The 18376-nt window shown below is 62.5% G+C and carries 16 protein-coding genes and 1 pseudogene; 10 read left to right on the top strand and 7 right to left on the bottom strand.

Features of this window, described 5'->3' with window-relative positions; all coding sequences use genetic code 11:
* Window positions 1–5: 5 nt before the first annotated feature.
* Together AC06G5_RS03065 and cueR are read left to right on the top strand one after the other, a co-directional pair.
* Window positions 6–2399, top strand: a complete 2394-nt coding sequence (locus tag AC06G5_RS03065) for a heavy metal translocating P-type ATPase (protein WP_480458964.1) — start codon at window positions 6–8, stop codon at window positions 2397–2399.
* Window positions 2396–2809 (top strand): Cu(I)-responsive transcriptional regulator, encoded by a 414-nt coding sequence (gene cueR, locus AC06G5_RS03060; protein ID WP_413703638.1) that lies wholly within the window; start codon window positions 2396–2398, stop codon window positions 2807–2809. The genes AC06G5_RS03065 and cueR overlap by 4 nt, the downstream gene beginning before the upstream one ends.
* An 83-nt stretch (window positions 2810–2892) precedes the next feature.
* Here cueR and AC06G5_RS03055 read toward each other — a convergent pair whose 3' ends face one another.
* Entirely contained in the window at window positions 2893–3786 is an 894-nt protein-coding gene (locus AC06G5_RS03055; protein ID WP_413427969.1) for a PA4780 family RIO1-like protein kinase, read from the bottom strand.
* Window positions 3787–4130: 344 nt separating this feature from the next.
* Between AC06G5_RS03055 and AC06G5_RS03050 the strand changes: the two are divergent.
* Window positions 4131–5321, top strand: a pseudogene (locus AC06G5_RS03050) (cache domain-containing protein); the annotation flags it as partial.
* Between the two features lie 90 nt (window positions 5322–5411).
* Window positions 5412–6179 (top strand): methyl-accepting chemotaxis protein, encoded by a 768-nt coding sequence (locus AC06G5_RS03045; protein ID WP_371919026.1) that lies wholly within the window; start codon window positions 5412–5414, stop codon window positions 6177–6179.
* 144 nt (window positions 6180–6323) lie between these two features.
* Here AC06G5_RS03045 and AC06G5_RS03040 read toward each other — a convergent pair whose 3' ends face one another.
* A complete protein-coding gene (locus AC06G5_RS03040) occupies window positions 6324–7601 on the bottom strand; it encodes an acetyl-CoA C-acetyltransferase (protein WP_413703639.1) in 1278 nt (425 codons plus the stop codon).
* Window positions 7602–7815: 214 nt separating this feature from the next.
* On the opposite strand from AC06G5_RS03040, the gene AC06G5_RS03035 reads away from it, so the two are divergent.
* The 4 genes from AC06G5_RS03035 (at window position 7816) to AC06G5_RS03020 (ending at window position 13226) form a co-directional block, all read left to right on the top strand.
* Complete coding sequence (locus AC06G5_RS03035) at window positions 7816–9168, top strand: 3-oxoacyl-ACP reductase (RefSeq protein WP_480458963.1); 1353 nt, start codon at window positions 7816–7818, stop codon at window positions 9166–9168.
* A 2-nt stretch (window positions 9169–9170) separates the two neighbouring features.
* Complete coding sequence (locus AC06G5_RS03030; RefSeq protein WP_413427412.1) at window positions 9171–10055, top strand: MaoC family dehydratase; 885 nt, start codon at window positions 9171–9173, stop codon at window positions 10053–10055.
* 490 nt (window positions 10056–10545) lie between these two features.
* Window positions 10546–10668 carry a hypothetical protein gene (locus tag AC06G5_RS03025; RefSeq protein WP_413427411.1) on the top strand — a complete coding sequence of 41 codons (123 nt, stop codon included), beginning with the start codon at window positions 10546–10548 and terminating at the stop codon, window positions 10666–10668.
* The gene (locus AC06G5_RS03020; protein WP_413427410.1) at window positions 10665–13226 is read left to right on the top strand and encodes an ATP-binding protein; all 2562 of its coding nucleotides are present in this window, start codon (window positions 10665–10667) and stop codon (window positions 13224–13226) included. The genes AC06G5_RS03025 and AC06G5_RS03020 overlap by 4 nt, the downstream gene beginning before the upstream one ends.
* A 103-nt stretch (window positions 13227–13329) precedes the next feature.
* Here AC06G5_RS03020 and AC06G5_RS03015 read toward each other — a convergent pair whose 3' ends face one another.
* From AC06G5_RS03015 to AC06G5_RS03000, 4 genes are read right to left on the bottom strand one after another with little or no spacing between them, the layout of a single operon-like run.
* Window positions 13330–13893, bottom strand: coding sequence for a DUF4136 domain-containing protein (locus AC06G5_RS03015; RefSeq protein ID WP_413427409.1), 564 nt, complete (start codon window positions 13891–13893; stop codon window positions 13330–13332).
* Between the two features lie 55 nt (window positions 13894–13948).
* Window positions 13949–14551: a DUF4136 domain-containing protein gene (locus AC06G5_RS03010; protein WP_413703641.1), complete on the bottom strand. Its 603-nt coding sequence runs from the start codon at window positions 14549–14551 to the stop codon at window positions 13949–13951.
* A 12-nt stretch (window positions 14552–14563) separates the two neighbouring features.
* Window positions 14564–15313 carry a methyltransferase domain-containing protein gene (locus tag AC06G5_RS03005; RefSeq protein ID WP_008016770.1) on the bottom strand — a complete coding sequence of 250 codons (750 nt, stop codon included), beginning with the start codon at window positions 15311–15313 and terminating at the stop codon, window positions 14564–14566.
* Window positions 15313–15615: a MazG-like family protein gene (locus AC06G5_RS03000; protein WP_413427407.1), complete on the bottom strand. Its 303-nt coding sequence runs from the start codon at window positions 15613–15615 to the stop codon at window positions 15313–15315. Before AC06G5_RS03000 ends, AC06G5_RS03005 begins: the two co-directional genes overlap by 1 nt.
* Window positions 15616–15794: 179 nt before the next feature.
* On the opposite strand from AC06G5_RS03000, the gene AC06G5_RS02995 reads away from it, so the two are divergent.
* Together AC06G5_RS02995 and AC06G5_RS02990 are read left to right on the top strand one after the other, a co-directional pair.
* On the top strand, window positions 15795–16088 hold the full coding sequence (locus AC06G5_RS02995; protein WP_413427406.1) for a hypothetical protein: 294 nt from the start codon (window positions 15795–15797) through the stop codon (window positions 16086–16088).
* 66 nt (window positions 16089–16154) lie between these two features.
* Window positions 16155–17504 (top strand): MATE family efflux transporter, encoded by a 1350-nt coding sequence (locus AC06G5_RS02990; RefSeq protein WP_413427405.1) that lies wholly within the window; start codon window positions 16155–16157, stop codon window positions 17502–17504.
* Here the strand turns inward: AC06G5_RS02990 and AC06G5_RS02985 are convergent.
* The gene (locus AC06G5_RS02985; RefSeq protein WP_413427415.1) at window positions 17498–18370 is read right to left on the bottom strand and encodes an alpha/beta hydrolase; all 873 of its coding nucleotides are present in this window, start codon (window positions 18368–18370) and stop codon (window positions 17498–17500) included. The two genes, AC06G5_RS02990 and AC06G5_RS02985, sit on opposite strands and share 7 nt — an antisense overlap.
* Between the last annotated feature and the right edge of the window lie 6 nt (window positions 18371–18376).

Below are 18376 nucleotides of genomic sequence, written 5' to 3'. Positions count from 1 at the left end.
GACCGATGTCCGAATCCACCACGTTCGACCTGCCGATCGCCGGCATGACCTGTGCCAGTTGCGCCGGGCGTGTCGAGCGCGCCTTGAGCAAAGTCATTGGCGCCAGTGCCGTCAGCGTCAACCTCGCCACTGAACAGGCCCGGGTCCAGGCACCCAGCGACAGTTTGCCTGCCTTGATGGAGGCTGTAGCCAGGGCCGGCTACAGCGTGCCACAGCAGAATCTGGAACTGAGCATCGACGGCATGACCTGCGCGTCCTGCGTCGGTCGGGTCGAGCGCGCGCTGGGCAAGGTTGCGGGAGTAAAAAGCGTCAGCGTCAACCTGGCCAACGAACGTGCCCACCTGGAACTGCTCGGCCAGATCGAGCCGCAAACCCTGATCGCGGCCGTGGCCAAGGCTGGCTATACCGCCAGCGTATGGGAAGCCGAACACCCGTCAACCGACAATCAGCAACAGCGCCTGCATCGCGAACGTAGCGCCTTGATCATCGCGATTGCCCTCGCTTTGCCGCTGGTAATGCCGATGCTGCTACAGCCGTTCGGCGTGCACTGGATGCTCCCGGCCTGGGCGCAATTCGCCCTGGCCACGCCTGTGCAGTTCATCTTCGGCGCACGGTTTTACATCGCCGCGTGGAAAGCCGTGCGCGCCGGAGCCGGCAACATGGACCTGCTGGTCGCCCTGGGCACCAGCGCCGGATACGGCTTGAGCCTGTACGAATGGGCCACCGCCGCCGGGCGCATGCCGCATCTGTATTTCGAAGCCTCGGCGGTGGTGATCGCCCTGGTGCTGCTGGGCAAGTACCTGGAAAGTCGCGCCAAGCGCCAGACCGCCAGCGCCATCCGCGCCCTCGAAGCCTTGCGTCCAGAGCGGGCGATTCGGGTGACCGATGGCCACGAGCAAGAGGTCGCCATCAGTTCCCTGCGTCTCAATGACCTGGTGCTGGTCAAACCCGGCGAACGCTTTCCGGTGGACGGCGAAGTGGTCGAAGGCCAGAGCCACGCCGACGAAGCCCTGATCAGCGGCGAGAGCCTGCCGGTGCCCAAGCGGCCCGGCGACAAAGTCACTGGCGGCGCGATCAACGGTGAAGGCCGCTTACTGGTGCGTACCCAGGCCCTCGGTGCGGAAACCGTGCTGGCACGGATCATCCGTCTGGTGGAAGACGCCCAGGCGGCAAAAGCGCCAATCCAGAAACTGGTGGATAAAGTCAGCCAGGTGTTCGTGCCCACCGTGCTGCTGATTGCCCTGGCAACCCTGATCGGCTGGTGGCTATATGGCGCGCCGATGGAAACCGCGCTGATCAATGCCGTTGCGGTGCTGGTGATCGCCTGTCCGTGCGCCCTGGGCTTGGCCACACCGACGGCGATCATGGCCGGCACTGGCGTAGCGGCACGCTACGGGATTCTGATCAAGGACGCCGAAGCACTGGAGCGCGCCCATGAAGTCGGCGCGGTGGTGTTCGACAAGACCGGCACCCTGACCTCCGGTGCCCCGCGCATTGCTCATCTGAATGCCATCGACGGTAATGAGGCGAGCCTGCTGCAATTGGCCGGAGCCCTGCAACGCGGCAGCGAGCATCCGCTGGCCAAGGCTGTTCTGGATGCCTGCGTCGAACGTCACTTGAAAGTGGCCGATGTCAGCGACAGCCAGTCCCTGACCGGCCGCGGCATCGCCGGCAGTCTCGAAGGGCGTCGCCTGGCGCTGGGCAATCGTCGCCTGCTGGAGGACAGCGGCTTGAACGCCGGGCCGTTGGCCGACTCGGCGATCGCGTGGGAAAAACAAGGCCGGACCCTGTCCTGGTTGATCGAACAATCCCCCGAGCCACAAGTGCTGGGCCTGTTCGCCTTCGGTGACACCCTCAAGCCCGGGGCGCTGCAAGCGGTGCAGCAACTGAGCGCACGGAACATCAGCAGCCACCTGCTGACCGGCGACAACCGCGGCAGCGCCAACGTGGTGGCCGAGGCGCTGGGCATCCGGGATGTGCATGCCGAAGTGCTGCCGGCGGATAAAGCCGCCACGGTCGCCGCATTGAAAGAAACCGGCGTGGTGGCGATGGTCGGCGACGGTATCAACGACGCCCCGGCACTGGCCGCCGCCGACATCGGCATCGCCATGGGTGGCGGCACCGACGTCGCCATGCACGCGGCCGGCATCACCCTGATGCGCGGCGATCCGCGACTGGTACCGGCCGCATTGGAGATCAGCCGCAAGACCTACGCCAAGATTCGGCAGAACCTGTTCTGGGCCTTCGTCTATAACCTGATCGGCATCCCACTGGCGGCGCTCGGCTTCCTCAATCCAGTGCTGGCCGGTGCAGCCATGGCGTTGTCGAGCGTCAGCGTGGTGAGCAATGCGCTACTGTTGAAAACCTGGAAACCCAAGGACCTGGAGGACAACCGATGAACATCGGCCAAGCGGCCCGCCACAGTGGCCTTAGCGCAAAGATGATCCGCTATTACGAGTCCATCGGCCTGCTCAAGGCTGCCCATCGCACTGATAGCGGATATCGGGTGTATGGCGATGACGACCTGCACACACTGGCGTTCATCAAGCGCTCGCGGGACCTGGGGTTTTCCCTGGAAGAAGTCGGCAAGTTGCTGACCCTCTGGCAAGACCGTCAGCGCGCCAGCGCCGACGTGAAAGCGTTGGCTCGCCAGCACATCGATGAGTTGAACCGCAAGATCCGTGAACTGGGGCAATTGCGCGACACCTTGCAGGACCTGGTTGAGCACTGTCACGGCGATCATCGGCCGGATTGCCCGATTCTGAAGAATCTGGAGTCGGGGTGTTGTGCTGAACCGGCTCGCGCCTGATAGACCAATTGTTCCCACAGGGTTTTGGTGCTTCCCGAGACCCCACAAAAAACCCGGCCGAAGCCGGGTTTTTCTTTATCCGATCACTGCATCCACGGTGGAGGCGGTTCTTCGGCCTTGCCCGGTGGCGCATCGTCCGCCGCACGGGCCGCCTGCTTGCGCTCTTCGTCCAGGCGCGCGGCCTCGATTTCGCGCATGATGCCGCCCACGTCGGCCAGCTCTTGCGTATCGGCGAACTCGCCGGTCAGGACACTGGCCGGGTGCAAGGTGCCGGCCTCGTACAAGGCCCACATTTCCTTGGCGTATCGGGTCTTCTTCAACTCCGGCGCGAACCGCCCGAAGTAGGACGCCATGTTGCCCACGTCGCGCTCCAGCATGCTGAATGCGTGGTTGTTGCCCGCCGCATCCACCGCTTGTGGCAGGTCGATGATCACCGGACCGGTCGGCGTCAGCAGCACGTTGAACTCGGACAGGTCGCCGTGCACCAGACCGGTACACAGCATCAGCACGATCTGGGAAATCAGATACGCGTGATACTCGCGGGCCTGGTCCGGCTCCAGCACCACGTCGTTCAGACGCGGCGCGGCATCGCCGTACTCGTCGGCCACCAGCTCCATGAGCAGTACGCCTTCGAGGAAGTCGAACGGCTTGGGCACCCGCACACCGGCATTGGCCAGACGGAACAGTGCCGCCACTTCGGCGTTCTGCCAGGCGTCTTCGGTTTCCTTGCGGCCAAACTTGGAGCCCTTGGCCATCGCACGGGCCTGACGGCTATTGCGCACCTTGCGGCCTTCCTGATACTCGGCCGCCTGACGGAAACTGCGTTTGTTCGCCTCCTTGTAGACCTTCGCGCAACGTAACTCGTTACCGCAGCGCACCACATAAACAGCTGCTTCTTTACCACTCATGAGTGGGCGCAGCACCTCGTCGACCAGACCGTCCTCGATCAGGGGTTCAATGCGTTTTGGAGTCTTCATCAGCTTTTATTGTGGGTCCTTTATTACCAAACACGCGAAAGTCATTCCTTATACGGCAATCCACTCACCGGGGGGAGGGGTTGCCGACTTATGAACATTGCAGAGGCACACAATGTGCCAAATACATCGGGTAAAACCGACGACCACCACGGGTCGTTCCAGATCATAGCCGAGCCTGCGTCACTTGTTGCGCAAGGGCATTGAGGCCAATTGCGACAGAAGCTGACACAACAATTCATACCTTCCGTAGGATTTTTCCCAACAGGCCTCAATTTCCTCCGCCAACAGCCGAAGTCCTTAGTGACAGAGTGATTTGTCCGACAATCGCTGCCACAACAAAAGCGATGCCGCACTCAAGGATCAGGGTTGACCAAGAACGTTTACGGCTGCCAATAAACCGCGAGTCATCTGCACTGCGTGGGCCTACAAGAAAATCTGGAGCGCGGATGAACATCAAACAGAAGTTGACCTGGGCGTTTGCAATCATCGCCTGCCTGCCCGTGGTGCTGGTCGCCACCGTCGTTGTGCTGAACCTGCGCAGTGATGCCAGGGACGAATTCGTCGACGGCAGTGCCCGCGAGATTCGTCAGGTCAGCAACGCCATGCAATTGTTCTTTGACGGCATCAGCCAGAACGTCGACTACCTGGCCAGGCAACCGCTGATCCGAAACTCCGACGACAGCCTCAAGACTTACATGGCCGCCAACGCCGAGAGCGTCCCTCAGGGCGAGGCTGACAAGAAAGTCTTCACCCTGCTCCAGGACCTGGGCAACAGCCACCCGGCCTACGCCTATGCCATTCTCGGCACGGCGGCGGGCGGCTACGTGTCGTGGCCGGATGATCCGAAGCTGAGCAACTACGACCCGCGCCAGCGCCCCTGGTACAAAGCGGCCCAGGCCAAACCGGGCAAGCCGTTCCGCACCGAGGCCTATTACTGGGCCCAGGACGATGCGACCTACGTCAGCACCGTGCGCACTATCGACAACAAGTTGGGCACCAACGGTGGCGTGGTCAGCATCGACGTGACGCTCAAGCAGCTCACCGAAATCGTCAAACAGATCAAGCTCGGTGAAACCGGCTACCTGATGCTGCTGGAAAACACCGGCACGGTCCTGGTGGACCCGAAACAACCGGAACACAACTTCAAACCGTTGAACAGCCTTGGCGACGGCTACGCGCAACTGGCCAAGGCCGGCAAGGGCCTGGTGGAAGTGGAGTTGAACGGCGAGCGCTACATGGCCAACGTCTGGCCATCGGAGCAACTGGGCTGGACCTTCATCGGCCTGATCAAACAGAACGACGTGATGAGCTCCGCCACCCAGTTGACCTGGTTGATCGCCATCATTGCTGCCGTCCTGGCCGTTATCTTCGCCATCGTCGGCGCCAGTTTTGCCAGCCTCATCGTGCGCCCGATCCGTAGCGTGGCCAGCGGCCTGGAAGGCATCGCCCAGGGCGAAGGCGACCTGACCCAGAACCTGCAAATCCGTGGCAGCGACGAAACCGCGCAACTGGCCAACTGGTTCAACCAGTTCCTGACGGCGATCCGTAACCTGATCCAGAACATCGGTGGCGCAGCGGGCAAGATCCTCGACACCTCCAAGAGTTCGACCCAAGTCTCCAGCGACATGGCCGAAGCCGCCGGACGCCAGCGTGAAGCCGTGGACATGGTGTCCACGGCGTTCCACGAAATGGTCGCCACCGCCAACGAAGTCGCACGCTCTTGCAGCCAGGCGGCGGAATCCGCCGACAGTGGCCAGCGCCAGGCGCGCGAAGGTCAGCAGCAGATTGATGCGGCGGTGAACAGCGTTGATCGCCTGAGCCAGGAAATCGAACAGTCGGCCCAGTCGATGCAACAGCTGGAGCGCGACAGCAACGACATTCAGTCGATCCTGGGGACCATCCGTTCGATCGCCGAGCAGACCAACCTGCTGGCGCTGAACGCTGCGATCGAAGCGGCCCGTGCCGGTGAGCAAGGTCGCGGCTTTGCCGTGGTGGCCGATGAAGTGCGGGCCCTGGCCAAACGCACGGCTGACTCCACGGCGGAAATCGACGGCCTGCTGGGCAACCTGGCCAAGCGCACCAGCCAGGTGACCCAACAGATGCACGCCAGCCTGGAAGTGTCCCAGCAATCGGTGACGCGCATCGGCGAAGCGCGCAACAGCTTCGGGCAGATTCGCGAGTCGGTGGACGTGATCCGCGACATGAACACCCAGATCGCCACGGCGGCGGAACAACAGCATCAAGTGGCCGAAGACATCAACCGGCACATCAGCCAGATCCATGGCGATGCGCAACTGGTGGCGGAGCTGGCCAACTCGGCACGCCTGGACTCCCAGAGCCTGGCCGGGTTGTCGAATGAACTGGACGTATTGGTGCGCAGGTTCCGTACCTGATTCATCCCGCCCCAAAGATCTTCTGTGAACAAAGGAGATCCATTGTGGGAGCGGGCTTGCTCGCGAAGAGGGCATCAGCGTCAACATCAATGTTGACTGCTATACCGCTTTCGCGAGCAAGCCCGCTCCCACAGTTGTTTGTGTTCAGCGTTCGATGATCGCAGTCACGCCCTGCCCGCCCGCCGCGCAAATCGAAATTAGTCCCCGCCCCTTGCCCGCCGCATCCAGCAACTTCGCCAGGTTGGCGACGATGCGCCCGCCCGTGGCGGCAAACGGGTGCCCCGCCGCCAGTGAACTGCCCTTGACGTTGAGCTTGCTGCGGTCGATCGAGCCCAGCGCCGCATCGAGCCCGAGACGGTTTTTGCAATATTGCGGATCTTCCCAGGCCTTCAATGTGCACAGCACTTGCGCGGCGAAGGCTTCGTGGATTTCGTAGTAGTCGAAGTCCTGCAAGGTCAGGCCATTGCGCGCGAGCAGGCGCGGTACGGCATAGACCGGTGCCATCAATAACCCTTCCGCACCGTTGACGAAATCCACCGCCGCCGCCTCGCCGTCACGCCAGTAGGCAAGAATCGGTAACCCGCGTGCCCTGGCCCATTCCTCGCTGCCCAACAGCACCAGTGACGCGCCATCGGTCAGCGGTGTGGAGTTGCCTGCGGTCAGGGTGCCCTTGGCGCTTTTCTCATACGCCGGTTTGAGGGCGGCGAGCTTTTCCAGCATGGAGTCCGGGCGCAGGTTGTTGTCGCGGGTAAGTCCCAGGAACGGTGTCATCAGGTCGTTGTGCCAGCCTTCGGCGTAGGACGCGGCCAGTTTCTGGTGGCTCTCGAGCGCCAGTTGATCCTGTGCCTGGCGAGGGATGTTCCAGGTCTGGGCCATCAGCTCGCAATGCTGGCCCATGGACAACCCGGTGCGCGGCTCGCCGTTGCGCGGGAATTCGGGGATCAGATGCTGGGGACGCAATTGCAGGAAGGTTTTCAGTTTGTCGCCGGTGGTTTTCGCGCGATTGGCTTGCAGGAGGATCTTGCGCAACCCCTCGCTGACACTGATCGGCGCATCCGAGGTGGTGTCCACGCCACCGGCAATGCCGCAATCGATCTGGCCCAGGGCAATCTTGTTCGCCACCAGCAACGCCGCTTCCAGCCCGGTACCGCACGCCTGCTGGATGTCATAGGCCGGGGTGGCAGGCGACAGTCGCGACCCCAGTACGCATTCGCGTGTGAGGTTCATGTCCCGCGACAACTTGAGCACGGCCCCGGCAACCACTTCGCCGATGCGCAGGCCATGCAGGTTGTAGCGTTCGATCAAGCCCTCGAGAGCGGCGGTGAGCATCACCTGGTTACTGGCCGTGGCATAGGGGCCGTTGGAGCGGGCGAAGGGAATCCGGTTACCGCCAATGATCGCGACACGGCGCAGCTGGGTCATAAGAGCTCCTGGTGAATGATTCAAAACGAAACCCGCCCCCTGTAGGAGCGAGCTTGCTCGCGATAGCGGCCTGTCAGCTACATTGATGCCGATTGGCTTATCGCTATCGCGAGCAAGCTCGCTCCTACACTAGCGTAGGCCTTATCTCGTGGATCGAACGACTGATCGCCATTCATGGTCCACACTTTCAACCCCAGCTGCTGGAGCGCGTTCCATGTCCGACCGCTATATCGACTTCGCCAACTCGTCCATCGGCCATCGCCTGGTCGGCGCCCTGGGGCTGCCGGCGCCGACCAGACTGGAGCGCTGGCAAGCAGGCCGACTGCGACCTGTAGAAGGTGCGCTGCTGATCGGCGGCGGGCCGTTGGCGGAACACGTCAGCGCCTTCGCCAACCGCCTGACCGACTCGATCTACAGCTACGGCAACGGGCCCTCAATGGCCACGGCCTGGATTCCCGGCCACGGACCGAAACTCAAGGCCGTGGTGTTCGACGCCAGTGATCTGCTGCACACCGACCAGCTCAAGCAACTGCGCGAGTTTTTCCAGCCGCTGATGAAAAACCTTGATCACTGTGCGCACCTGGTGATTCTCGGGCGCGATCCGCAATCCCTGAGCGACCCGTTCGCCGCCAGTGCACAGCGTGCCCTGGAAGGTTTCAGCCGTTCGCTGGCCAAGGAGTTGCGCAGCGGTGGCACCCTGCAATTGATCCATGTCGGCGAAGGTGCCGAGACACAGCTGGAAGGCCCGCTGCGGTTTTTCCTCTCGCCTAAAAGCGCCTTCGTGTCCGGGCAGGTCATTCGCTTGAATCCCTGCTCGACACCCGTCAGCGACTGGACACGCCCGCTCGCCGGGCGCAAGGCACTGGTCACCGGTGCGGCACGAGGCATTGGTGCCGCCATCGCGGAAACCCTGGCCCGTGATGGTGCCGACGTCATCCTGCTCGACGTGCCACCGGCCAGGATCGATCTCGAGGCCCTCGCCGCGCGCCTCGGCGGGCGCAGCATCACCCTCGACATCTGCGCCGAAGACGCTGCCGCGCAGTTGATCGAACAGTTGCCCGACGGCCTCGACATCGTGGTGCACAACGCCGGCATCACCCGGGATAAAACCCTGGCCAACATGACCCCGGAATACTGGGACGCCGTGCTGGCGGTCAACCTCAATGCGCCGCAAGTACTGACCAAGGCCCTGCTCGACAGTGGCACCCTGCACGACAACAGCCGGGTGGTTCTGCTGGCGTCCATCAGCGGCATCGCCGGCAATCGCGGACAAACCAATTACGCCGCGAGCAAGGCCGGGCTCATTGGCCTGGCGCAAGCCTGGGCGCCGCTGCTCCAGAAGCGCGGCATCAGCATCAACGCCGTGGCGCCCGGTTTCATCGAAACCCAAATGACCGCGCACATTCCCTTCGGCCTGCGCGAAGCCGGACGCCGCATGAGCTCCCTTGGCCAGGGCGGCCTGCCGCAAGACGTCGCCGAGGCCGTGGCCTGGCTGGCGCAACCGGGCACCGGCGCGTTCACCGGGCAAGCGTTGCGCGTGTGCGGGCAAAGCGTTCTGGGGGCTTAAGGATGATCACCGACTGGCACACACTCGACCGCGAACCCGGCCTGCCGGGGTTGTACGCCCGCGCCGCGACACGGCGAAAAATCACCGGCACCACCTTGCCCGACTCGGGTTTGCGTTGCTGGGTCGATGTCGATCCCAAGCGCCTGGCGGCCTATCGCAAGGTCTGTGGTTTCGCCGACAACGGCCTGCTGCCGCCGACCTACCCGCATATCCTTGGCTTTGCCTTGCAGATGCAATTGCTCACGGCCAGGGAGTTCCCGTTCCCGCTGCTGGGCCTGATTCACCTGAGCAATCGCATTCGCGTACTGCGCCCCATGGGCGGGGTAAACCGGGTGCGCGTCAGCGTTCAGGTGCAGAACCTGCAACCACACGCCAAAGGCGCGACCTTCGATTTGCTGACCACCCTCGACGATCAGTTGGGGCCATTGTGGGAAGCGCAAAGCCGGATGCTCTGTCGCAGCGCCAAACTCCAGGGCGAACCGCTCGAAGAGCAACTGGCAAGCAGCCTGGCCTTGACCGAAGTCGAACACTGGAAAGCGCCGTCGGACATCGGCCGGCAATACGCCAAAGTGTCCGGAGACTACAACCCGATCCACCTGAGCGCAGCCAGCGCCCGACTCTTCGGCTTCCCGACCGCCATCGCCCATGGCCTGTGGAACAAGGCACGCACCCTGGCTGCACTGGCCGTGCATCTGCCAGTGGCGAATGTCGAGATCGCAGTGCAGTTCAAGAAACCGGTACGGCTACCCAGCGAGGTGACATTGCTGGCCAGTGCACCGGGGGCGAGCGGGGACTTTCAACTGACGGGTACCGGGGGCCTGGAGCACATGGTCGGACATTGGCGGCCGGTGGCCGGCCTGATCGCGATTGAACGCGTTTCCCTGTAGGAGCGAGCCTGCTCGCGAAAAACGCCAGGACAGCGTGGGCATTCAGGCAGCCCGCGTCATCGTTGACGTCCATCGCGAGCAGGCTCGCTCCTACAGAAGAGCAGAGCAAAGCAGATCGGCGTACGCAGGCGCTTTTCACCATTCAGCAGGCCGAGCGTTAGCTCGCCTGTCGCTCTTGATCTTGATCCACCCGCCCCCCTCGGGAGGCTGAGCGGAGGGCAATGCCCCCGGATGAATGCCGGAGCGAAGGAACCCCGAGCCCTGGCGAGGGGCCGGACGTTCGGGGCGAGCGTTTTTTTGCTTACTTTTTTGAGGCGCTTGTCAAAAAAAGTGAGTCGCCGTAAGGGCGAAACCATCAGCAGCCGTTACCGCAGAAACGGATAGTCAGCCAGATCAGTAGGACAAAGCTCTGCATTCGGTAAAAAACGTCAGCTTTGGCTGAATGATTCTATGCTGACATTACTCAGTGTTGGTCAGGGTAGACACACTCATGAAAGCCAGCCTCCCCCACAAACAAAATGGCGCAGCCATCCCGTTCCTGAACCTGTCGGGCATCGGTCGGGTGCCGAATCTGCCGGCGACCCTCACGGCCAGTGCGAGCCTGCGACTTTGAGTGCCGGCGACAAACTCTTCGGGCGCCTGCTCAACCGCCATCCGCCGCCCCCGCCGGAGCCGCAAGAGACACAGCGGGTGCCCAGTTTCGGCTTGCAGATACAGCTCGATGCCGAGGGGCGTGTCGTTCAACTGAGCGGTCCGCTACGGCACCTGTTGACTCAGCAAAGCCCCGGCACGCAGGCACCGCACCTGCTCGACTTCCTGTTGCCCCACAGCAGCCTCATCATCGAAGGTGTACCGGCAGACTGGCAGGGACAAACCCTGGACCTGGACTTCTACAGCCTCAACGGTCCGCCACTGCATTTGCGCGGCTGGGTGCAACCCTTGACCGATGCCTGGTTGTTGCAGATGCTCGACATCGGCGACTTGCTGCTTGAGCGCCGGCAATCGCGCAACCGCGAACAATGCCAGGTGCTGGCAATGCACATCACCGAGCAGTTGCGCCTGTGCAGCCTGACGCGCCTGCCCGAAGTGCTCGGCGAACAACTGCAAAGCCTGGCCCAGCGTTTTCAGATTCCCTGCATTGCCCTGGCCTTGCTCGATGAGCAGGGACAGGGTTGGCAGATTCACCAACACTACGTAGCCCTCGATGCTCCACAACTGTGGCAAAACGGCCAACGCCTGGGCACGGGGCTGGACAGTTTGAGCGGTTCGACGCCGCAGCACCTGACCCTGCGCGAACACCCGCGCCTGCAAGGGACCTTCGGCAATACCGATGGCTTCGCCGTGCCCTATCACGATGCGCAAGGCGTGGTTGCCTGGTTGCTGTGCGGTTTCTATACGGCGCACCAACGCGCCCCCGATGTCACTGAGCGCGACTGGTTGCAAATCACCGCTGCGCTCGCCAGCCCCTTGCTCGAACGCCTGCGCGAACACCGGCATCATCTGCAACTGGAACGCCTGGAATCGCTGCAAGCATTGCTGGGCACAGGCTGGTGGGAAGTTTTCAGCGACAGCGACGAGTTGCAATTGGCACCTTCGCTGGCCACGACCCTGAACCTTGGAGCGACACGTTTATCCGTGCAGGATTTGCTCGACAAGGTGTATCCCGCCGACCGCGAAGAGCTGCGCATCCGCCTGCAAGACTTGCAGGTGTCGGGCATGCCGCTGCTGTTGTGCGTGCGCCTGTATCACCCCGACGGTGCACCCGAACCGATCTGGTATCGCCTGCAAGGCCAGGCCCTGGGCGCGGGGAAAAAACGTCGGCTGGTGGGTTTCATGCTCGACATCAGCGACATCAAGAACCAGGAGCAGAGCGCCGCCGCTGCCCATGCACGCCTGGACAATCTGATCGCCAGCTCACCCGCGGTGATTTACGTACAGCGCTATGTCGAAGGTGCGTTGCAACCGGTGTTCTTCAGCGACAGCCTGTTGCCGCTGCTTGGCTGGACCCTCGCCGACTGCGCGCCCGGAACACTGGTGGAGCGGGTGCATCCCGACGACCGCTTGCAGTATTTCGAGCGCACGCGGCAGTTACTGCGTGAAGGCTCGGTGCGCGCCCGCTATCGGATGCGCGACAGCCGCGGCGACTATCACTGGCTGCTGGATGAAGCGAAGCTGTTGCGCGATGACCTCGGTTTGCCGGTAGAAGCCGTGGGCCTGTGGCTGGACGTCACCGAAGCGACCCTCGCCACCGAACAGGTCAGGCAGAGTGAGGAACGCTACCGGACTCTGGTGGAAGACTCTCCGGCGATGATCTGCCGCTACCAGCCGGACCTGACCCTGACCTTCGGCAACCGTCCGTTGGCCACTTATCTGGAACTGGCGCCCGAGCAATTGCCGGGGATGAACCTGGGTAGCTTGATGTCCGAGGAACAGCGCGATGCGTTCATCCAACGGCTGAACCAACTGAGCCCCGAGGTTCCGGTCAGCACCGCCGAGATCAACCTGCAACTGCCCGGCCACGAACACGCCTGGTGGTTCTGGTCCGATCGCGGGGTATTCGATGAACAGGGCCGGTTGCTCGAAGTTCAGGCCGTGGGGCGCGACAACACCGAGGTGCAGCGCGCCGCGCGGGTGGTGGATCACATGCGGGTGTTCGGCCGCCGCTCGGAAATCGAGCAGCAACCGTTCAACCCGGCCCTGGCCATCGAAGGCGCGCTGTCGCTGTTGTCCGAGGGCATGCGCGGCAAAGGCATCGACCTGCGCACCAACGAGACCGGTTTTGAAGTGCAGGTGCGCGGCTACGTCGATCAGCTTGAACAGGTGCTGATCAACCTGATGGTCAACGCCCGGGACGCGCTGCTCGGCAAGCGCGAAACCCGGCCCGGGTTCAAGCCGTGGATTTCGCTGCACGCCGAACGGGATACGCACTCGGTACGCCTGTGGATCGAGGACAATGGCGGCGGTATCGACCCGCGTTTGCTGGAGCGGATTTTCGAGCCGTTCTTCACCACCAAACCGGCGGGCGTCGGCACCGGCCTGGGGCTCTCGGTGAGCTACGGCATCGTCGAAAACATGGGCGGCAGACTGAGTGTCAGTAACTCCACCGAGGGTGCGCGTTTCTGCATCGAGCTGCCGATTGTGCTGCCGGATCAGATCACCAGTGACAACTGAGGTTGGCACCCACCTCGACTTTGCTCAGGTCGATCCCCAGGCTCGCCAGTGTCGAGCATAAAAAACCCCTGTGGGAGCACAGGGGTTGAGAGGCCGGCTGATTCTAGGATGCGTGCGGTGGGTAGTTGGCCAATATCCGCGTGACCGTTTCCCAGATGGCATCGCGACGATCCGTCGGGTTCGGCGTGCGGCTGAGTATCTGTTCGTCACTGCCGCGCCACACCAGCTTGCCGTCCTTGCCATCGAGCATGTCGATCTGGATGGTCGCTACCTTGTAGCTGACATTGCGGGTTTCGTTATACATGGGGGCGCCGTAGTAGCCATGCCACGGGTTACCCCAAGCGCCGCCGTAATTGGTGGTCACCTGTTGTTGCCGCTCTTCGACAATCAGGTAGGTCTGCACATTCAAATCGCCCTTGGCGCCTGCGGCGGCCGGGCGCAAACCGCGCTGATCCAGTTGATCGGCAACCGCCTGACGGATGCGCTGTTCGGTCAGGTCGCTCTTGATTCGTGGATCATCGGGACGGTATTGCAGGGCGGGTTCTTTCCACGTCCAGCTGCGATAGGCAGCAAAATCGCGGCTGGCGTCGAAGTCATGATTGACCTGGTTGGCGGCGCAGGCACTGAGCAGCGCGACCACTGCCAGTAATGCAAAACGGCGGAACATGGTGATTCTCCGATTGAAGGCATGATCCTGTGAAATGCTTCTTATCTACAAGAAGCTAACTAGGAGGATACGCCGACATTGCCTTTTCCACAGCCTCCCGTATCGCGTCGGCCCGCTCGCTTTCGCTGCCCCGGTTGCCGGTTTCAGCGCTCGAGCTCCATACCGGCTGGCCACTCCTGGCGTCAAACATATCCACCTGAACTACCACGACCTGTTCCGAATAGGTACGCACAATCGGCACGCTGCCGTACATGCCGTATCCCGGCCCGTAGCCGCCGTAACCGCCGTAGTAACCGTAATCGTCCCGGACCTGGCGCAAGCGGGTTTCCAGGCGCAGATCGGCGCTGACAAACAGGTCGGCCGGGCGATTGTCGTGCAACGGGCGCAAGCCGCGTTGATCCAGCGCATTGCTGACCGCTTCGGCGACCTGCGCCGAGTCGGCCCAGGCGGTGCCCGGTGGCAGGTGCCCGTCGAGCCACGCCCAACTGCGGTAGCGCCCATAGTCACGGGGGGCTGCCGGGTAAGCGCTGCGGTCAAAGGTGTTGGCGGCCTGGGGCGGTGCCGGTGGCAAAGGGTTGGACGTGGCGACATAGGGGTTGCTGCCCTGACAAGCGGCCAGCCCCAGGCAGAAAAGCAGTAAACCTGAATGACTTTTCATTGCGTGCTCCGATCAGACAGGCCGACAGATCCAGTGCAAGTAACGCCCAAGCCCGGCAAAGCTCGGATGACGACGGTGGGCCAGTTCCATTTCCAGCAAGTCCACCAGCTCGGCGCGAGCCTGGAATTCCACCGGCATGTAATCGTGAAAAACCCGCACTCCACTCTCTGATTCGACCCGCCACAGGCCTTCAAGTTGCGCCGCCAGCTCGCGTGGATCAAGGGGTTGCTGCGGGGTCAGGCTCTGCTTTTCGCCGGCCATGTCGTTCTTGCGCATCTTGCGGAAATGGCCCTTGAGCAAGTTGCGATAAATCAGCGCATCGCGGTTGTAAAACGCCAGGGACAGCCAGCCGTCCGCCTTGGTCAGCTGATGCAGCACCGGCAGGATGGCATGGGGTTCGGCCAGCCATTCCAGCACGGCGTGGCACAGCACCAGGTCGTAGGGTTCGGTGAGCTGCCCGAGCAGCTCCTGCCAGGGAGCCTGAATGAACGTGGCGCTCTGCCCGGCTTCGGCAAAACGCTGGCGGGCCCCTTCGAGCATCGGTTCGGCAGGCTCGGCGAGGGTCACCTGATGGCCACGCTGGGCCAGCCACAACGACATGTGGCCAAGGCCGGCGCCGATGTCCAGAACACGCAGCGGCCGGTCGGGCAGGATTTCGGCCAGATCGGCCTGCAACACCGCCAGACGGATCGCACCTTTGGCACCACCGTAGATTTTTTCGGCAAAACGGGTCGCCAGTTGATCGAAATGACGGTCGCTCATCAGCTGAACCTCCGTTCGCTGTCCGCCAGCTTGCTGCGCACCACGGCCTCCATGTCCAGGCCCAGCTCGCTGCACAACAGCAACAGATAAAGCACAATGTCACCGACTTCCTGCCCGGCGTGGGCGAGTTTATCCGCTGGCAACTGGCGTGACTGGTCTTCGGTCAGCCACTGGAAAATTTCCACCAGCTCGGACATTTCCACACTCGCGGCCATGGCGAGGTTTTTCGGGCTGTGAAATTGCTGCCAGTCATTGCGGTCACGGATGGCGTGCAGGCGTTCGGTCAGTTCAACAAGGTTCATCGGGCTCTCCTGAAGATGTATAGCTTCGGGGGGATGACCGAGGATGGCAAGTGACAACGTTTTTCGGGTGGGAGCGAGCCCGCTCCCACAGGACCGGTGCAACGCTCTATGCTTGTGGGAACCCGGCAGCATGATCGACAGCCCAAGACTCGATTCTCTTTAATCAGGACTCCCACTCCATGCAGGTAGAAGGTTTTTCCGAATGGCTCGGCCAGGTACTTGGCTCGATCATCCGCTTCATCGTTGATAGCCTCAGTGGGCTGTTCAATCTGTTGAGCAACGCCAGCAGCAATTTTGTCGAAGGCTTGTCCCAGGCGCTGGGCATGGATACCTCGGTCGTCAGCATCGTGACCTTGATCCTTGGGCTGATACTGATGTGGTCGGCGATCCGTGCATTTCTCAATGCGTCGTTCATCATGGGGATCATCTGGCTGATGCTGGGGCTTTGGTTATTTAGCTGGATCATTCACTGACCCCACAATTGATCGCGGCTTGCTCTCGATGTGCCGCTACAATGCCCGCTCCTCCAAGGAGCCTGCATGTCCAACCTGACCGCCGACTGGCGCGACCGCCCTACCCATCGCCGGGTCTGGGCACTCGCCGCGCCGATGATTCTTTCGAACATTTCCGTACCGTTGGTGGCACTGGTCGATAGCACCGTCATCGGCCACCTGCCCCACGCCCATCAACTCGGAGCCGTTGCGGTCGGGGCCAGTCTGTATACCTTCCTCGCCTGGGCCATGGGTTTTCTGCGCATGGGCTCCACCGGGTTCGCCGCCCAGGCAGCCGGGCGCGGGGATGGTGCGGCCTTGCGACAGATTCTGCTCCAAGGCCTGTTGCTCGCCATCGGCCTGGCCGTGGTGTTGGGTGCGGTGGGGGTGCCATTGAGCGGGGTCGCGTTGCACTTCATGCAGCCGTCGGCGGAGCTCGATCAACTGACCCGCGAGTTCTTCCACACCCGCCTGTTTGGCCTGCCGGCGGCGCTCGCCAGTTATGCCTTGGTCGGCTGGTTTCTCGGCACCCAGAATGCCCGGGCGCCACTGGCGATTTTGCTCAGTACCAACCTGGTCAACATTGCCCTGAACCTGTGGTTCGTCCTCGGCCTGGAATGGGGCGTGGCGGGTGCTGCCCGGGCCTCGGTGATTGCCGAATGGACCGGTGCACTGATCGGTTTGCTGATGACTCGCAAAGCCCTGCGCGCCTACCCCGGGCATATCGCCTGGACGGCATTGGCGCTGTGGCAGAGTTGGCGGCCATTACTGGCGGTCAACCGCGACATCTTCATCCGCAGCCTCGCGCTGCAATCGGTGTTTTTCCTGATCACGGTGCAAGGCGCGCGGTTGGGCGACGCCACGGTCGCAGCCAATGCCTTGCTGCTCAACGGATTGCTGCTCACCGCCCACGCCCTCGATGGCCTGGCCCACGCCGTCGAAGCCCTGTGTGGGCATGCGCTCGGCGCCCGCGACCGCGATGCCCTGCGCCGTTCATTGGTGGTGGCCGGCGGCTGGTCGTTGCTGGCGAGCCTGGGCTTTGCCGCGCTGTTTTTGTTCGCCGGGCATCTGTTCATCGAGATGCAGACGGACATTCAGAGTGTGCGCGACACCGCGTTCATTTACCTGCCCTACCTCGCCGTATTGCCGCTGATTGCTGTCTGGAGCTACCTGCTCGACGGTCTGTTCATCGGCGCCACCCGCGCCAGGGAAATGCGCAACGGCATGCTGCTGACCGTGGCGCTGGTGCTGCCTTTCGGCTGGGCGTTGCAAGGCTGGGGCAACCATGGCCTGTGGATAACCTTTCTGTTGTTCATGCTGCTGCGCAGTCTGACCCTTGGCGTGATCGCCTGGCGCCTGCGTCGTCACGATGGCTGGTTCGTCGGCAGCACTCACTGAACGGGCGTGGCCCCGACAAACGCCGAGACTTCATCCAGCACTGGCGCCAGTCCACGCAACGGACGGGATAACGTGGCCACCAGCGTGGCGTGACTGGTGCGGGAGAAATACAGGTCCTGCACCGGCACCCCCGCCTCCCGCAACTTTTTCGCCAGCCCACCGGTATTACGCGTCGGGTTGACCACGTCATCGTCACTCGAAGCCATCAGCAATGCCGGCGGCGCTCCTCGGCTGACATGGTTGATCGGTTGTGAGCGAGGCGGCGAGTCCGGCCAGAAAAATACCGGGCGTACCTCCGGATTCTGGATCGGCAAGAAATCATAAGGCCCGGCCAGGCCGATCCAGCCGCGCAAATCATGGGGCGACATGCCCACTGCCGCGAGCAGGCCGGGGTCCAGTGCCAGCATTGCGGCGTTATAGGCCCCGGAACTGTGGCCCATCAGATACAGCTGTTGCGGGTCACCGGAATACTGGCGAATGTGTTCATGAGTCCAGGCCACCGCTTTGGCGCAGTCTTCGAGAAACAGCGGATAGCGCACCTGTGGATACAAGCGATAGTCCGCCAGAACCGCGACGATGCCCCGCGAAGCCAGTGCCTCGCCGACAAAGCTGTAGTCACTGCGTGAACCGCTATTCCAGCTGCCGCCGTAGAAAAACACTACCACCGGGGTGTTCGGCCCGGCCTTGCGTGGCACGTACACATCCAGCTTTTGCCGTGGATCGTTGCCATAGGCAATGCCCTCGGCCTTGCCAAAAGAACCGTCGGGGGTCAAGGCATTGAGCATTTCCAACGGCGAACAGGCGATTACCGTGGCCAACATCAGGCCAGCGAATGCCACGCATAACAGCCGCCAAACAGGCCGCATCATCAA

It is taken from the genome of Pseudomonas sp. WT-JTC (genome assembly GCF_056711565.1).
Note: the sequence above shows the minus strand (reverse complement) of the source record. Positions and strands in the feature narration are given on the sequence as shown.

Coding starts and splice junctions, on each gene's coding strand:
- AC06G5_RS03065 (WP_480458964.1), top strand. CDS start 6: ATGTCCGAATCCACCACGTTCGACCTGCCGATCGCCGGCATGACCTGT.
- cueR (WP_413703638.1), top strand. CDS start 2,396: ATGAACATCGGCCAAGCGGCCCGCCACAGTGGCCTTAGCGCAAAGATG.
- AC06G5_RS03055 (WP_413427969.1), bottom strand. CDS start 3,786: ATGAAGACTCCAAAACGCATTGAACCCCTGATCGAGGACGGTCTGGTC.
- AC06G5_RS03045 (WP_371919026.1), top strand. CDS start 5,412: ATGGCCGAAGCCGCCGGACGCCAGCGTGAAGCCGTGGACATGGTGTCC.
- AC06G5_RS03040 (WP_413703639.1), bottom strand. CDS start 7,601: ATGACCCAGCTGCGCCGTGTCGCGATCATTGGCGGTAACCGGATTCCC.
- AC06G5_RS03035 (WP_480458963.1), top strand. CDS start 7,816: ATGTCCGACCGCTATATCGACTTCGCCAACTCGTCCATCGGCCATCGC.
- AC06G5_RS03030 (WP_413427412.1), top strand. CDS start 9,171: ATGATCACCGACTGGCACACACTCGACCGCGAACCCGGCCTGCCGGGG.
- AC06G5_RS03025 (WP_413427411.1), top strand. CDS start 10,546: ATGAAAGCCAGCCTCCCCCACAAACAAAATGGCGCAGCCATCCCGTTC.
- AC06G5_RS03015 (WP_413427409.1), bottom strand. CDS start 13,893: ATGTTCCGCCGTTTTGCATTACTGGCAGTGGTCGCGCTGCTCAGTGCC.
- AC06G5_RS03010 (WP_413703641.1), bottom strand. CDS start 14,551: ATGAAAAGTCATTCAGGTTTACTGCTTTTCTGCCTGGGGCTGGCCGCT.
- AC06G5_RS03005 (WP_008016770.1), bottom strand. CDS start 15,313: ATGAGCGACCGTCATTTCGATCAACTGGCGACCCGTTTTGCCGAAAAA.
- AC06G5_RS03000 (WP_413427407.1), bottom strand. CDS start 15,615: ATGAACCTTGTTGAACTGACCGAACGCCTGCACGCCATCCGTGACCGC.
- AC06G5_RS02995 (WP_413427406.1), top strand. CDS start 15,795: ATGCAGGTAGAAGGTTTTTCCGAATGGCTCGGCCAGGTACTTGGCTCG.
- AC06G5_RS02990 (WP_413427405.1), top strand. CDS start 16,155: ATGTCCAACCTGACCGCCGACTGGCGCGACCGCCCTACCCATCGCCGG.
- AC06G5_RS02985 (WP_413427415.1), bottom strand. CDS start 18,370: ATGCGGCCTGTTTGGCGGCTGTTATGCGTGGCATTCGCTGGCCTGATG.